The sequence below is a fragment of the Bacillus sp. AFS015802 genome (assembly GCF_002561455.1).
Classification (GTDB): Bacteria; Bacillota; Bacilli; order Bacillales; family Bacillaceae_B; genus Rossellomorea.
Genome location: NZ_NTUP01000003.1, coordinates 33,314 through 47,342 on the forward strand (window position 1 = coordinate 33,314; position 14,029 = coordinate 47,342).

Genomic DNA, 14,029 nt, shown 5'->3' on the forward strand with positions numbered 1-14,029 from the left:
GTGAAATCGCTTTATAAGGGATGATATAAAGTGATATGATGGGAAGTGAAAAATGAAGGAAAAGTGAGGGTTAAGAATGAATTGGAACGTAAAGGATATTGAAGTGTTTGAGGCTGAAAAGGCATACATAGATACGGCTGTCATCCCGGTTGTCCCTGTTGATTTCGGGAAGGATATAAGAGTCTCGGCCGCACAATCAGAATTTATCAATCTACTCACCCTGCATCTTGAAAGACAGTTCAAGGGAAGGATGATGATGACGCCGCCATTTACGTACAGCATGTCATCTTCCGCGGAGGGCAGCGCATCAAGACTATCCCGATGGGCAGAAGAATTAACAGACAGCGGCGTGAAGCATATCTTCTTTTTAACCTCGGACAGCGGGTGGAAAAAGGTCGAGGATGAGCTGGGTGACCGGTTGATCTGGGTCCCATCCATCCCCCTTGAGAATCTGGATGAACAGTATAAGCATTCAATCATGGAAGACCAGGTGAAACAGCTGTTGAATGTGATTGTACAAAAATGGCAAAAAAATTCATAAAAACTTCACATTGTTTCCATCTTTTAGATACGAGAGTTATTGACCTTGTATAGAGTTTAATATATCATAGTTATGTCCTAGTTTTATATTTGTGCGAAATATGTCCGACGGACTTACCTTACGATAGAGGGGGGAAAAGGATGAGCAAACATCGTGTATCTAGACGTCAATTCCTTAACTATACACTTACGGGTGTAGGCGGTTTCATGGCGGCGGGAATGCTAATGCCGATGGTTCGCTTTGCGGTGGATCCAGTTTTAAAAACGGAAGCTGCCGGAGATTTTAGAGCGACTAAGCAAAAGGTTTCAGAATTAACGAATGAACCAGTACGTGTCGATTTCTCTTATGAGCAAAAAGATGCGTGGTACACATCAGAAGTGACACAGACCGCTTGGGTTTATAAAAACAAAGAAGGCAAGATCATTGCTCTTTCACCGGTTTGTAAACACCTTGGTTGTACAGTTAACTGGAATGGGAATCCGGATCATAAAGAAATGTTCTATTGCCCATGTCATGGTGGAATGTATCACAAGAATGGTGAGAATGTACCCGGTACACCACCGACAGCACCGTTGGATTCATATCCAACAAAAGAAAAAGACGGAATTCTTTATCTTGGACAACCAGAACCAAATAAATTTGTTAAGTAAGGGGGCGTAATCTGTGCTGAACAAAATCTATGATTGGGTTGACGAGCGTTTAGACATTACGCCTTTGTGGCGCGATATCGCGGATCACGAAGTACCTGAGCATGTAAACCCGGCGCATCACTTTTCTGCGTTTGTTTATTGCTTCGGAGGATTGACATTCTTCGTAACCGTCATTCAAATTTTATCCGGAATGTTCTTAACGATGTACTATGTTCCAGATATTAAAAACGCTTGGGAATCTGTGTATTATCTTCAAAATGAAGTTGCATTTGGACAAATTGTCCGTGGAATGCATCACTGGGGAGCTAGTTTGGTTATCGTAATGATGTTTTTACATACACTACGCGTCTTCTTCCAAGGTGCATACAAAAAACCTCGTGAATTGAACTGGGTTGTCGGGGTTCTTATTTTCTTCGTTATGTTAGGGCTTGGCTTCACCGGTTATTTACTGCCGTGGGATATGAAAGCGCTATTCGCGACGAAAGTAGGTCTTGAAATCGCAGGGGCGACTCCATTTATCGGAGATCAGGTGAAAATGTTATTAGCGGGTGATGCTCATATCGTCGGGGCACAAACTCTGACTCGATTCTTCGCTATTCACGTATTCTTCCTGCCTGCCGCTTTACTTGGATTGATGGGAGCTCACTTCCTGATGATCCGTAAGCAAGGTATTTCCGGACCACTATAAGAAACATTGTAAAATGATTAACCTAATAAAAGGAGGGGGACACTATGCATCGAGGAAAAGGGATGAAGTTTGTAGGGGACTCCCGGGTTCCTGCAGACAGAAAGCCGAATATACCGAAAGACTATTCGGAGTTCCCTGGTAAAACAGAAGCTTTCTGGCCGAACTTCTTGCTGAAAGAATGGCTGGTTGGAGCTGTTTTCCTTATCGGTTTTCTATGTTTGACGGTTGCTCATCCATCGCCGTTAGAACGTATTGCCGATCCGACGGATACTGGATATATTCCATTACCTGACTGGTATTTCTTATTCTTATACCAATTACTTAAGTACACATATGCATCTGGACCTTATAATGTCATCGGAGCGTTCGTTATTCCTGGAATCGCCTTTGGGGCCCTTTTACTGGCGCCATTCATCGATAAAGGACCGGAACGTCGTCCAACTAAACGTCCTTTTGCAGTAGGATTCATGTTATTGGCATTAGCAGCTACGTACTTCCTGACTTGGGAATCCGTTGCGACCCATGACTGGGAAGCGGCTAAGGAACAAGGGAAGATCCGTGCTGAAGTCGATATCGATAAAGAATCTGAAGGGTACAAAATCTTTGCTGACCAGAAGAATGGCTGTATCAACTGTCATGGTGAAAATCTGCAAGGTGGAGCAGGTCCTTCCTTAATCGGAACGGGTCTTGCACCTGAAGAAATTGCAAAAATCGCTAAAAACGGTAAACCACCAGGCATGCCTGCCGGTTTATTTAAAGGGACAGATGAAGAGCTGAAGAAGCTTTCCGAGTTCATCGCTGGTTTAGAAGAATAGGTTCAATAAAAAAGGCCGGCTTATGTCGGCCTTTTTTCTACTTGAAAGTGAGGTGCCACGCTTGCTCTGGATCATGACTATCTTGAGAAATAAGACGTTTTTATGGTTGCTGCTGATTGTGAACTTATTCGGCACCATTTATGGATACATATGGTATATTCCTCAATTGCGAAATACCCCTTCGCAATTTTTATTGTTTGTTCCTGACAGCCCGACAGCCAGTTTGTTTTTTTGCTTTGTGTTGATTGCATTTATCCTGAATCGCAATTGGCCGCTGTTCGAAGTGCTCGCGATCATCACCCTGTTTAAGTATGGTGTCTGGGCAGTTGTCATGAACCTGTTGACCCTTTGGGTGTCGGGTGATCTGCCTTGGGAGGGATATATGCTGATGGCTTCACACGGTGCCATGGCCGTTCAAGGGATACTTTATTCCTCTTTTTATCGGGTGAAGTTGTGGCATATCATCGTCGGTGCCCTATGGACAGTGCACAATGATATCATCGATTATGTATACATGCAGTTTCCCGTCTATTCAAGGCTGTATATGTATATTCAACATATCGGATATTTTACGTTCTGGCTAAGTATCGTATCCATCGCCATCGCTTATTATTTCACTCAAAAAACAAAGCGGGCGTCGATCCAATTCAAGTTCGACTGATTTAGTGGTCTACTCTTGTCCACCCCCTCATAAACTTTATTAGTAGTTTTAGGGGGGACAAGTATGAAATATATACAATTTTTTATCACGCTTTTCTTATTTCTCATTTTAGTACCTCAACCACTAATCGCAGTCGAGTCGACGTCTCCGATGAACGAGCTGGATGACATTTCAGATCAGGCCTTGCAAATGACAAAGGCTGGCAGATATGAAGAAGCCAAACATCTGTTGGTTTACTTCTCGGATGAATTTGCCTCTTTGAGTGCCCAACGGTCCTTCTCAATGGATGAGCTTAGAATACTCACCATCTCACATAATCTCGCGGTGGAAAGGATCAATCAAACATCTGCGGACCTTGAACAGAAGGTGAATGCGGTTACTACGTTCCGACTGGTGATGGATGCTTTAAACAGCAAGCATCAGCCATTGTGGGTTGAAATGGAAGACCCGATCATGGAAGCTTTCAATGGTGTAAAGGTCGCTGCGGAAAATGGCAACGCAGATGACTACCATGCGACGTTGAATGTATTTTTGTCAAAATATAATATCATTCAACCGAGTATCAAATTAGATATCCCGGTTGAGCGTTCCCAATCACTGGATGCCAGAATTTCTTACTTGGATCATTACCGCCAGGATGTGCTGGAGGGAGGGGAGACGATGAGTGAATTGACCGCCTTGGAAACAGATCTCCAAAAACTGTTTGAGAATATGACGGAAGATGAAGCGGACCCTTCCCTTTGGTGGGTCATCATTTCGACGGGCAGTATCATCGTTTCTACATTATCTTATGTAGGTTGGAGAAAATATAAGGGGCAGGGTGAAGTGAAAAAGTCAGAACGCCAAAAAAATTGACAGTGCGCTTTTACCGCTATAAAATTTAGGTATCTAAACATCTGGAGGTTTATACGATAATGGCAGGATTTTTAATTTACTTTTTACTCATTGCTCTTATTCCGATCGGAGCTCAGATGCGTGTAAAGAGTACCTTTAAGAAATATTCAAGAGTAGCAACCACTTCCGGCATGACCGGAAGGGAGATGGCCAGAAGGATTCTCGATGAAAATGGGCTGCACAACGTGAAGGTAGTGGAAGGCAGAGGGTTTCTGAGTGATCACTACAATCCGATGACCAAAACGGTCGCGTTGTCACCTGATAACTATCATGGACACTCGGTGGCGGGTGCCGCAGTGGCTGCCCATGAAGTCGGCCATGCGATTCAGGATGCCGAAAGCTATGCATTTCTCAGGTTCCGCCATGCCCTTGTGCCCGTAGCGAATATTGGCTCTAATATGTCATGGATCTTTCTGATGATCGGTATTTTCACTCAATTATCCGGGATGTTCCTGCTCGGTATCGTTTTGATGGCCGCAGGGGTTGTATTCCAATTGATCACTCTCCCCGTTGAATTCAATGCATCTTCACGGGCTATGAATCAAATCGTTTCACTCGGATTGATCCGTAACGAAGAGGAGCGGCACGCAAGGAAAGTGTTGAATGCAGCAGCAATGACATATGTAGCGGCTGCAGCAGTGGCGATCATCGAACTGTTGAGACTGATATTGATCTTCACCGGGATGAATGGTGATGACTGAGGATAGACGAAAGCAGCGGGACTCATGTTTGAGTCCCGCTGCTTTTTAAATTAGATGGATTTTATCTAGTCATGCAAAGGATTCTTGTCTGCATCGAGTGTGAATCCCTCTCCAAGCACATCGTGGACGACGGTGACGGATACGAAGGCGTGGGGATCGACGCTTGTAATGATATTTTTAAGCCGTACTATTTCATTTTTTCCGACAACACAGTAAAGAACTTCCCTATCCTGCTTCGTAAATGAGCCGTGGCCCCGTAATACGGTCACTCCCCGGTCCATTTTTTCATTGATGACAGCGGCGATTTCTTCATGACTTTCGGAAATGATCATGGCACCCCTGGCGGAATATGCCCCTTCCTGCATGAAGTCGATGACCCTTGCCGCCACAAATACGGCCACAAGCGTGTACATGGCTTCCCGGTATTCCAGATACGTAATGAGAGAAGCTCCGATGACGACGGCATCAAACATGAACATCGTCTTACCCATGCTCCACCCTATGTATTTATGGGCAAGTCTGGCGATGATATCGACGCCGCCTGTCGTACCGCCGTATCTGAAAATGATCCCTAGTCCGATCCCGATGAAGACACCAGCGAACAAAGCAGCAAGAAACAGGTCTCCTTCCAGGTTGATGGTCATTTGATACCGCTGGAAGATCCATAGGAATACTGAAAGAGCAACCGTTCCGATCACCGTATAATAGAAGGCTTTCTTTCCGAGAAGCTTCCATCCCAGGAAGAATAGGGGTATATTTAAGGCAAGGTTGGAGTATGACGGGTCAATATCAAATAAGAAATAAAGGATAAGCGTAATTCCCGTGAATCCACCTTCAGCCAGCTTATTTTGGATATTAAAATGAACAAGACCAAATGCAAATATAGCAGAACCTAATAAAATGAACAAAATATTTTTTAAGCGTAATCCCAACATCTGTGTTTCCCTCCTTTTATAGTATTATCCCGTTGACAGAGACATTATATAAGAAGAAAAACAAACTGGCAACGAAGAGTTATGAATTCAAACGTTATATTTGTCAAACGGGGAGGATTTAGCTAACATGATAGGAGATAATGAAGGAGTGAGGCTTCTTATGGATAAAGATAAAACGATGAACCAATTGCAAAAAGAAGTGGATCAATACATAAGTCAATTCAAAGAAGGGTATTTCAGCCCATTGGCCATGGTTGCACGCCTCACCGAGGAGCTTGGTGAACTGGCGAGAGAAGTGAATCATTACCATGGGGAAAAACCTAAAAAACGTACTGAAAAAGAAAATACGATCGAAGAGGAGCTGGGGGATCTGTTATTTGTGGTCATCTGTTTGGCCAATTCCCTGGATATCAGCCTTGAAGAGGCCCACAATACTGTAATGCATAAGTTTAATACAAGGGATAAAGATCGCTGGACGAGAATCGAAAGTGGGGATGAAGATGGAACAAATTAACGTCACGATTGCAGGACCAAGAGGAAGAATGGGGAGAGAAGCCGTTCAATTGGTGAAGGATACAGAACATTTCAATCTTCTTAGTGTGATCGATCACAAAGAGGAAGTGGATCTGGATGTCCCGGTGTATACGGATATCGAAGCGTGCTTTAAGGATCGCGCTCCCCATGTGTTGATCGACTTAACGACGCCTGAAGTCGGGTATCACCATACGAAAACGGCACTGGAATATGGGGTGAGACCCGTTGTCGGCACCACGGGTTTTTCAGCAGAGGAACTGAAAGAATTGAAGGAACTGTCAGAATCAAAATCCCTTGGATGCATCATTGCTCCCAATTTCGCGATTGGAGCCGTACTCATGATGAAATTCTCTCAAATGGCGGCAAAATACTTCGATGATGTGGAAATCATTGAACTGCATCACGATCAAAAGTTGGATGCCCCGTCTGGTACAGCAGTGAAAACGGCGGAAATGATCAGGGAAGTAAGGCAATCGAAGGAACAGGGGCATCCTCATGAAAAGGAAACACATGCTGGCGCAAGGGGAGCAAATGTAGATGGGATGCATATCCACAGTATTCGCCTTCCGGGACTCATTGCCCACCAGCAGGTGATGTTGGGAGCAGAGGGGCAGACATTGACGATACGTCATGATTCCTTTAACCGTGGAAGCTTCATGTCGGGGGTGAAAGTTTCCGTTGAGACGGTCATGAAACTGGACACATTGGTATACGGGCTTGAAAATATATTAGACTAAAGGGTGTGTACGATGAATATTGCACTGATTGCTCATGATAAGAAAAAAGATGACCTCATTCGTTTTGTACTGGCATACAAGTCGATCATAGAAAAACACTCCCTTTTCGCAACAGGAACGACGGGAAAAAGGATCGGGGAAGAAACGGGTTTACCGATTCACCGATTCCGTTCAGGTCCCCTTGGTGGCGATCAGGAAATAGGCTCTTATATTGCCAATAATAAAATGGATCTTATCCTTTTCTTCCGGGACCCCTTGACGGCCCAGCCGCATGAACCGGATGTATCGGCGTTGATCAGGCTTTGTGACGTGTATGCCGTTCCACTCGCGACCAATATGGGCGCTGCTGAAGTGCTGGTGAGAGGTCTCGACAGAGGGGACATTGCATGGCGGAGTATAGTCGGGGATAAGGAGGAGTAATGTGGATAACCAAATAGACATCCTTGCATTCGGTGCTCATGCCGACGATGTGGAAATCGGCATGGGAGGGACTCTCGCGAAATATGCTTCTGAAGGAAAGAAAATCGTCATTTGCGATATGACCGAGGCCGAGCTGTCTTCCAACGGTACGGTTTCACTGCGGAAAGAGGAAGCCTTGAGGGCAGCGGACATATTAGGGGCCGTGAAGAGAGTCACCCTTGATGTGCCCGATCGGGGAATTTACATAACGGACGAAAACATTCAGAAGGTCGTAAACGTGATCAGGATGTATAAGCCAAAAGCGATCTTTGCTCCTTATGATAAAGACCGCCATCCTGATCACGGGAATGCTTCCCGATTGGTCAAAGAGGGTTATTTCTCTGCGGGGATCCGTAAATTTCATTCGGGCAGCCCCATCCATAAAGCTGATCACCTATATTTTTATATGATCAACGGGTTTCACAAGCCTCAATTCGTAGTGGATATCGAACCATATATACACGTGAAGATTGACAGCTTGAAAGCGTATGGCAGTCAATTCACTCAAGGACCCGGCGGGGTGTCCACTCCTTTGACAGAAGGATACATAGAAGCGGTAGAAGCAAGGGAGCGAATGATGGGGAAGGAAGCCGGATTGCGCTATGCGGAAGGATTCTTTTCTTATAACACCCTTATCTTGCATCAAGACTTGTTAGGAGAATAATTGTATGAAATTGAAAATAGGCATTACCTGCTATCCTACAGTAGGAGGCTCTGGTGTCGTGGCAACGGAGCTTGGTAAATTATTGGCGGAAAGGGGTCATGAAATCCACTTCATCACCTCGAGCATCCCATTCAGATTGAACAAGATGTATCACAACATCTATTTTCATCAAGTGGAAGTCAGTCAATATTCAGTGTTTCAATATCCCCCATATGATCTGGCGCTGGCGAATAAAATGGCTGAGATAACAGAACGTGAAAATCTTGACATCCTCCATGTCCATTACGCCATTCCACATGCTGTCTGTGCCATTTTGGGCAAGCAAATGTCCGGGAGAGATGTGAAAATCGTCACCACCTTGCACGGGACCGATATTACGGTTCTCGGGTATGATCCGTCATTGACAAAGGCCATTCGTTTCGGCATCGAGAAGTCGGATGTCGTGACGGCGGTTTCTTCCGCTCTGGTGAAACAAACCCATGATTTGATCCAGCCGGATAAAGAAATACAAACGGTATATAATTTCATTGATGAGAGGGTATACAAAGCGGTGGATTCCCGTCATCTCAGGAAAGAATATGGAATCAAGGATCACGAAAAGGTCATCATCCACGTATCAAACTTCCGCGGGGTGAAAAGGGTGACCGATGTCGTCGCTTCCTTCAACCTGATCCAAAGAGAGATCCCTTCCAAGCTTCTTCTTGTAGGGGACGGACCTGAAATGACGGTCATATGCAAACAGGTAAGAGATCTCGGGATAGAGGATCGGGTCCTATTCCTTGGCAAACAGGATAACCTGGAAGAGCTCTATTCAATCAGCGATATCAAACTATTACTTTCAGAAAAAGAGAGCTTCGGGCTTGTTGCCCTCGAAGCGATGGCGTGCGGGGTTCCGAGCATCGGAACGAATATAGGAGGAATTCCCGAAGTGATCAAGGACGGATATAACGGCTTTATTTGTGAAGTCGGAAACATCAATCAGGTTGCCATGAAGTCACTGCAATTACTGAAGGATGAAAAACTTCACGGCGAATTATCAAAGAACGCCCTTCATACGGCACGGACGAAATTCCATTCGAGTAAAATCGTTGAACAATATGAACAAATCTATAAAGATATCTTGTGAAATGTCCGGTTTCCGTGTATAGGATTCAAGTAAGGCAGGTGTTATGAATGCTACCAACCATTTTCCAACAAGCGGTTCCCGTTTTAAGAAGGCTCGAAAAGGCAGGATACGAAGCCTATTTCGTAGGAGGCTCTGTCAGGGATCATATCCTTAAAAGGCTCATCAATGATGTGGATATCGCTACGTCTGCCTACCCCCAAGAGGTAAAAGAGATTTTCCATAAAACGGTCGATGTCGGCATCGAGCATGGAACAATCCTCGTATTGGAAGAGGGCAGAGAATATGAAATCACCACATTTCGCACCGAATCTGCCTATGCTGATTATAGAAGGCCTGATAAGGTGGAGTTTATCCGTTCACTTGAAGAGGATCTGAAGCGCCGTGATTTTACGATGAACAGCATGGCCATGGATGGGGACGGAAAGCTGATCGATCCCTTTCATGGCATGGAAGATATACATAAAAGATTGATCCGCACCGTGGGCTCACCGGAATCGAGGTTCTCGGAGGATGCCCTCAGGATGATGAGGGCAATCCGGTTTGTCAGTCAATTGGGATTCGGGCTCGAAACATCCACTTTTAATGCCATCAGGGAGCACGCGGGATTGCTTCAGCACATAGCAGTGGAAAGAAAAACGATGGAATTCGAAAAGATCCTGGCAGGTAACTGGAAACAAGAAGGACTGGATCTTCTTGCCCGTACCAGTCTGTATATCGAACTCCCAAATTTAAGAAGCCATAGAACAAAGCTTGAGGACATGGCAAAGCTTCCGGATTTGGGGGAGTTGAACAAGGATCAAGCATGGCTGCTTCTCCTGGATTATATCGAAGAAGACGATCCAAGGGATTTTCTGAAGAGCTGGAGACTTCCAGGCAATACAATCAAGGCACTCTCCAAAGAGCTTGATATCCTAAAGGAAAGAAAAGCACGAGGCTGGACAAAGGATTTACTATATCGTGCCGGTCTTAAAGCAGCCGTGAATGTTGAAAACGTCTATGGGGTCATGAAGACTTCCACACATTCTTCAGTTGAAGAAGTAATCGAACAGTACGATAAGCTTTCGATCACATCGAGGGAACAGCTTGATGTAACCGGCAGGGACTTAATGACATGGACGGGGCAAAAAGGAGGTCCATGGTTGAAAGAACGCTTGACAGAAATTGAATCGGCTATCATTCAGGAGACGATCCCCAATGATAAAGAAGAGATAAGGAGGTGGCTGAAAGCATGCAATCGACTATAAGGAAAAAAGTCCTGCAAGCGCTATTCGAGTCAGATCAAGAATTTTTATCAGGACAGGCCCTTGCGGATTATGCAGGTTGTTCAAGGACGGCGATCTGGAAACATATCGAAGAGCTTCGGAAGGAAGGTTTTGTTTTGGAAGCTGTGAGGAAGAAGGGCTACCGGATCATTGAAACCCCTGATGGTGTCACAGAAAGTAAAATACGTTTAGGCCTGAAAACGAAAACATTAGGGAATGTGATCCACTATGAAGAATCCGTTCCGAGTACTCAACGCATCGCTCATACTCTTGCAAGTAATGGAGCAGAAGAAGGTACGTTGGTCATTGCAGATGAACAGACCGCTGGAAGAGGCAGATTGATGAGGGAGTGGCATTCGTCAAAGGGCACGGGAATATGGATGAGCTTAATCTTAAAGCCGCATTTGCCTCCTCAAAAAGCCCCTCAATTCACCTTGATCGCAGCCGTGGCCGTTGTTCAGGCAATCGAGGAAGTGTCGGGGCTCCAGCCGCAAATCAAATGGCCTAATGATATCCTCATTGATGGAAAGAAAGTGACGGGAATCCTCACGGAACTTCAAGCGGAATCGGATAAAATCAACTCGATCATTATCGGGATCGGGATGAATGTCAACCAGACGAAGGATCATTTCCCTGACGAGATTCAAAAGATTGCAACGTCTCTTTCCATCGAGGAGGGAGAAACCTTATCACGATCCCGCATCGTCCAAAGGTTGCTGGAACGTATTGAGGCACTCTATTCTCTCTATATGAAGGAAGGGTTCACCCCGATCAAGCTATTATGGGAGAGCTATGCCGTCAGTATCGGGAAGAAGATCCGGGCAAGAACCATCAATGGTACCATTGAAGGCAGGGCCCTAGGAATCACGGATGAAGGAGTCTTGAAGATCGAAGACTCCGGTGGTACCATCCATCAGATTTATTCTGCAGATATTGAAGTAAACGTATAAATAAATTGGAGCGGAATGGGAGTGTAAAACCAATACTTCCATTCCGTTCTTTTGTGGTATAATCTTTAGTGGGCAGTATCCTTGGAACTGCACCTGTAAAAACGGACATTCAAACATTCAATACTATTTCTGCCTTGATCCATTATGGACTGGGACGGAGGGTCGAAACAATGATATCAAACACTTATGATCCTTCTGTCAATTTTTCAGAAGGTTTTTTTAGTTGGGTTATGAAAGTGCTTTCATTCCGTTTCGTCACCTCTGACTGAAAAGAAGGAGGATAATATGAAGCAAACGACGGATTTTCTCAAGATGAAGAATGAAAATGAAAAGATTACCATGATTACAGCGTATGATTTTCCAAGTGCCAAAATGGCCGAGGAAGCGGGAATCGATGTCATCCTGGTGGGGGACAGCCTGGGGATGGTCGTATTAGGCTATGACTCCACGGTACCCGTGACTGTAAGCGATATGATCCATCATACCAAAGCCGTCAAAAGAGGGGCTAAAAACACGTTTATCGTCACGGATATGCCGTTCATGTCGTACCATTTGTCGAGGGAAGAGACACTGAAGACGGCTGCCGATATCCTCCAGCTGGGCGGGGCCCACGCCGTCAAGGTCGAGGGGGCAGCCCACGTCATCGATCGAATTCAGGACCTTACAAGTGCCGGGATTCCGGTGGTCGCTCATTTAGGGCTGACTCCGCAATCCGCAGGTGTACTTGGGGGATATAAAGTACAGGGGAAAACGGCAGACACGGCAAAGAGATTACTCGACGACAGCATAAAATGTGAACAGGCAGGTGCCTTTGCCGTGGTGCTTGAATGTGTGCCGAAACAAATCGCCAAGGAAATCTCAGAAGCCTTAACGATTCCTACGATTGGTATAGGGGCCGGCATAGATACCGATGGGCAGGTTTTGGTTTTCCATGACCTTGTCACTTATGGGGTGGACCGGGTGCCTAAGTTTGTCAAACAATATGGAAATGCATCTGACATCATCCATGAAAGCATAAAGAGTTATATAGAAGAAGTGAAGGGTGAAAGCTTCCCGACAGATGACCATTCCTTTTCGATGCGGGATGAAGAGCTCCATGCCCTTTATGGCGGGTTGAAAAAATGAACGTCATAACCACTATAAATGATCTGCGACTGAATATAGATAACATGAAAAAAACGGGAACCACAATCGGATTCGTCCCTACGATGGGCTATCTGCATGAGGGGCACCTGACTCTGGCGAAAGAAGCAAGGGCCAACAATGAAATCGTCGTGATGAGTATCTTTGTGAATCCCCTGCAATTCGGACCGGACGAAGACTTTGATCGTTACCCCCGTGATGTTGAACGGGATACAGAGTTAGCAAGGATGGCGGGTGTTGATATCCTTTTCATTCCTGAAGCGGCTGATATGTACAGTGGCAAGCAATCGGTGACTTTGAGCGTAGAAGAACGTGTCGAGGTATTGTGCGGGAGGAAGAGGGAAGGTCATTTTGACGGTGTTGTAACGGTCCTGACTAAATTATTCCATCTCGTTCAGCCGTCCAGGGCCTATTTCGGCCTGAAGGATGCACAGCAGGTAGCAGTGGTGGAAGGCCTGGTAAGCGATTATTTCTTTCCTGTCGAAATTGTCAGGGTTCCGACCGTCCGGGAAGAGGATGGGCTGGCAAAAAGCTCGAGGAATGTCTATCTATCACAGAAAGAACGGTCAGAAGCCCCTTCTCTCTATCAGAGCCTGAAAGAAGCGGTTAAGTGTATAGAAGACGGAGAGCGGAGCCCGTCGGTCATTACCGATAAGGTCTCAAAGGACATTCAAAACTATACTTCCGGCACCATCGATTATGTGGAAGTGTATGCGTATCCTGAGCTGACGGAGCTTGAACGGCTACAAGGGGATGTCATCATCGCCCTCGCCGTTCAATTCCAACAAGCCAGATTGATTGATAATATAATCATCAGTGTAGAACCGGAGGAGGATTCAAATGTATAGAACGATGATGAGCGGTAAGATTCATAGAGCGACTGTCACAGAAGCGAACCTGGATTACGTGGGAAGCATTACCATCGACCAGGATATACTGGATGCTGTCGGAATGATGGCAAATGAAAAGGTTCAGATTGTCAACAACAACAACGGTGCCCGACTGGAAACCTATATCATACCGGGCGAAAGGGGCAGCGGCGTCATCTGTTTGAACGGAGCAGCTGCACGCCTCGTGCAAAAAGGTGATATCGTCATTATCATTTCGTACAAACTGGTAGCAGAAGAGATGGTTCATGACCATATCCCGAAAGTGGCCATCATGGGAGAAAATAACCGGGTGATTGACATGATTGGAACAGAACCTGAAGCGACAATACTATAAGGGATGGGCAAGTCTTCTAACTCGGGAATAGGAGACTTGCTTTTT

General features: G+C 45.4%; 18 protein-coding genes. 17 read left to right on the plus strand and 1 reads right to left on the minus strand.

The window, feature by feature from the left end:
• The first annotated feature begins 76 nt into the window (after positions 1–76).
• The 7 genes from CN378_RS01695 (at position 77) to CN378_RS01725 (ending at position 4,950) form a co-directional block, all read left to right on the plus strand.
• Positions 77–541 carry a YpiF family protein gene (locus CN378_RS01695; protein ID WP_098350205.1) on the plus strand — a complete coding sequence of 155 codons (465 nt, stop codon included), beginning with the start codon at positions 77–79 and terminating at the stop codon, positions 539–541.
• A gap of 140 nt (positions 542–681) precedes the next feature.
• Positions 682–1,191, plus strand: a complete 510-nt coding sequence (locus tag CN378_RS01700) for a QcrA and Rieske domain-containing protein (protein ID WP_098350206.1) — start codon at positions 682–684, stop codon at positions 1,189–1,191.
• A gap of 13 nt (positions 1,192–1,204) precedes the next feature.
• The gene (qcrB, locus tag CN378_RS01705; RefSeq protein WP_032087896.1) at positions 1,205–1,879 is read left to right on the plus strand and encodes a menaquinol-cytochrome c reductase cytochrome b subunit; all 675 of its coding nucleotides are present in this window, start codon (positions 1,205–1,207) and stop codon (positions 1,877–1,879) included.
• A 44-nt stretch (positions 1,880–1,923) separates the two neighbouring features.
• Positions 1,924–2,694 (plus strand): menaquinol-cytochrome c reductase cytochrome b/c subunit, encoded by a 771-nt coding sequence (locus tag CN378_RS01710; protein ID WP_098350207.1) that lies wholly within the window; start codon positions 1,924–1,926, stop codon positions 2,692–2,694.
• Between the two features lie 61 nt (positions 2,695–2,755).
• Complete coding sequence (gene lhaT / locus CN378_RS01715; protein WP_483295039.1) at positions 2,756–3,355, plus strand: lipoprotein heptaprenylglyceryl N-acetyltransferase LhaT; 600 nt, start codon at positions 2,756–2,758, stop codon at positions 3,353–3,355.
• 63 nt (positions 3,356–3,418) lie between these two features.
• Complete coding sequence (gene ypjB, locus CN378_RS01720; RefSeq protein ID WP_098350208.1) at positions 3,419–4,210, plus strand: sporulation protein YpjB; 792 nt, start codon at positions 3,419–3,421, stop codon at positions 4,208–4,210.
• Positions 4,211–4,269: 59 nt separating this feature from the next.
• A complete protein-coding gene (locus CN378_RS01725) occupies positions 4,270–4,950 on the plus strand; it encodes a zinc metallopeptidase (protein WP_098350209.1) in 681 nt (226 codons plus the stop codon).
• Between the two features lie 65 nt (positions 4,951–5,015).
• Here the strand turns inward: CN378_RS01725 and CN378_RS01730 are convergent, their stop codons facing one another.
• Positions 5,016–5,885 (minus strand): YitT family protein, encoded by an 870-nt coding sequence (locus tag CN378_RS01730; protein ID WP_098350210.1) that lies wholly within the window; start codon positions 5,883–5,885, stop codon positions 5,016–5,018.
• Positions 5,886–6,045: 160 nt separating this feature from the next.
• Between CN378_RS01730 and CN378_RS01735 the strand changes: the two genes are divergently transcribed.
• The 10 genes from CN378_RS01735 to panD all read left to right on the plus strand — a co-directional run bounded on the left by CN378_RS01735 (position 6,046) and on the right by panD (position 13,984).
• Positions 6,046–6,399, plus strand: a complete 354-nt coding sequence (locus CN378_RS01735; RefSeq protein ID WP_098350336.1) for a nucleotide pyrophosphohydrolase — start codon at positions 6,046–6,048, stop codon at positions 6,397–6,399.
• Complete coding sequence (dapB, locus tag CN378_RS01740) at positions 6,386–7,156, plus strand: 4-hydroxy-tetrahydrodipicolinate reductase (RefSeq protein ID WP_098350211.1); 771 nt, start codon at positions 6,386–6,388, stop codon at positions 7,154–7,156. Before CN378_RS01735 ends, dapB begins: the two co-directional genes overlap by 14 nt.
• A gap of 12 nt (positions 7,157–7,168) precedes the next feature.
• Entirely contained in the window at positions 7,169–7,576 is a 408-nt protein-coding gene (gene mgsA / locus CN378_RS01745) for a methylglyoxal synthase (protein ID WP_098350212.1), read from the plus strand.
• 1 nt (position 7,577) lies between these two features.
• On the plus strand, positions 7,578–8,279 hold the full coding sequence (bshB1, locus tag CN378_RS01750; protein WP_098350213.1) for a bacillithiol biosynthesis deacetylase BshB1: 702 nt from the start codon (positions 7,578–7,580) through the stop codon (positions 8,277–8,279).
• Between the two features lie 4 nt (positions 8,280–8,283).
• Positions 8,284–9,405 (plus strand): N-acetyl-alpha-D-glucosaminyl L-malate synthase BshA, encoded by a 1,122-nt coding sequence (bshA, locus tag CN378_RS01755; RefSeq protein WP_098350214.1) that lies wholly within the window; start codon positions 8,284–8,286, stop codon positions 9,403–9,405.
• Positions 9,406–9,452: 47 nt separating this feature from the next.
• Positions 9,453–10,649 (plus strand): CCA tRNA nucleotidyltransferase, encoded by a 1,197-nt coding sequence (locus CN378_RS01760; protein ID WP_098350215.1) that lies wholly within the window; start codon positions 9,453–9,455, stop codon positions 10,647–10,649.
• Positions 10,634–11,617, plus strand: coding sequence for a biotin--[acetyl-CoA-carboxylase] ligase (locus CN378_RS01765; RefSeq protein WP_098350216.1), 984 nt, complete (start codon positions 10,634–10,636; stop codon positions 11,615–11,617). The genes CN378_RS01760 and CN378_RS01765 overlap by 16 nt, the downstream gene beginning before the upstream one ends.
• 285 nt (positions 11,618–11,902) lie before the next feature.
• The gene (gene panB / locus CN378_RS01770; RefSeq protein WP_098350217.1) at positions 11,903–12,742 is read left to right on the plus strand and encodes a 3-methyl-2-oxobutanoate hydroxymethyltransferase; all 840 of its coding nucleotides are present in this window, start codon (positions 11,903–11,905) and stop codon (positions 12,740–12,742) included.
• Complete coding sequence (gene panC / locus CN378_RS01775; RefSeq protein WP_098350218.1) at positions 12,739–13,608, plus strand: pantoate--beta-alanine ligase; 870 nt, start codon at positions 12,739–12,741, stop codon at positions 13,606–13,608. The genes panB and panC overlap by 4 nt, the downstream gene beginning before the upstream one ends.
• Complete coding sequence (gene panD, locus CN378_RS01780; protein WP_098350219.1) at positions 13,601–13,984, plus strand: aspartate 1-decarboxylase; 384 nt, start codon at positions 13,601–13,603, stop codon at positions 13,982–13,984. Before panC ends, panD begins: the two co-directional genes overlap by 8 nt.
• The last annotated feature ends 45 nt before the right edge of the window (positions 13,985–14,029 follow it).

Coding starts and splice junctions, on each gene's coding strand:
- CN378_RS01695 (WP_098350205.1), top strand. CDS start 77: ATGAATTGGAACGTAAAGGATATTGAAGTGTTTGAGGCTGAAAAGGCA.
- CN378_RS01700 (WP_098350206.1), top strand. CDS start 682: ATGAGCAAACATCGTGTATCTAGACGTCAATTCCTTAACTATACACTT.
- CN378_RS01710 (WP_098350207.1), top strand. CDS start 1,924: ATGCATCGAGGAAAAGGGATGAAGTTTGTAGGGGACTCCCGGGTTCCT.
- ypjB (WP_098350208.1), top strand. CDS start 3,419: ATGAAATATATACAATTTTTTATCACGCTTTTCTTATTTCTCATTTTA.
- CN378_RS01725 (WP_098350209.1), top strand. CDS start 4,270: ATGGCAGGATTTTTAATTTACTTTTTACTCATTGCTCTTATTCCGATC.
- CN378_RS01730 (WP_098350210.1), bottom strand. CDS start 5,885: ATGTTGGGATTACGCTTAAAAAATATTTTGTTCATTTTATTAGGTTCT.
- CN378_RS01735 (WP_098350336.1), top strand. CDS start 6,046: ATGGATAAAGATAAAACGATGAACCAATTGCAAAAAGAAGTGGATCAA.
- dapB (WP_098350211.1), top strand. CDS start 6,386: ATGGAACAAATTAACGTCACGATTGCAGGACCAAGAGGAAGAATGGGG.
- mgsA (WP_098350212.1), top strand. CDS start 7,169: ATGAATATTGCACTGATTGCTCATGATAAGAAAAAAGATGACCTCATT.
- bshA (WP_098350214.1), top strand. CDS start 8,284: ATGAAATTGAAAATAGGCATTACCTGCTATCCTACAGTAGGAGGCTCT.
- CN378_RS01760 (WP_098350215.1), top strand. CDS start 9,453: ATGCTACCAACCATTTTCCAACAAGCGGTTCCCGTTTTAAGAAGGCTC.
- CN378_RS01765 (WP_098350216.1), top strand. CDS start 10,634: ATGCAATCGACTATAAGGAAAAAAGTCCTGCAAGCGCTATTCGAGTCA.
- panB (WP_098350217.1), top strand. CDS start 11,903: ATGAAGCAAACGACGGATTTTCTCAAGATGAAGAATGAAAATGAAAAG.
- panC (WP_098350218.1), top strand. CDS start 12,739: ATGAACGTCATAACCACTATAAATGATCTGCGACTGAATATAGATAAC.
- panD (WP_098350219.1), top strand. CDS start 13,601: ATGTATAGAACGATGATGAGCGGTAAGATTCATAGAGCGACTGTCACA.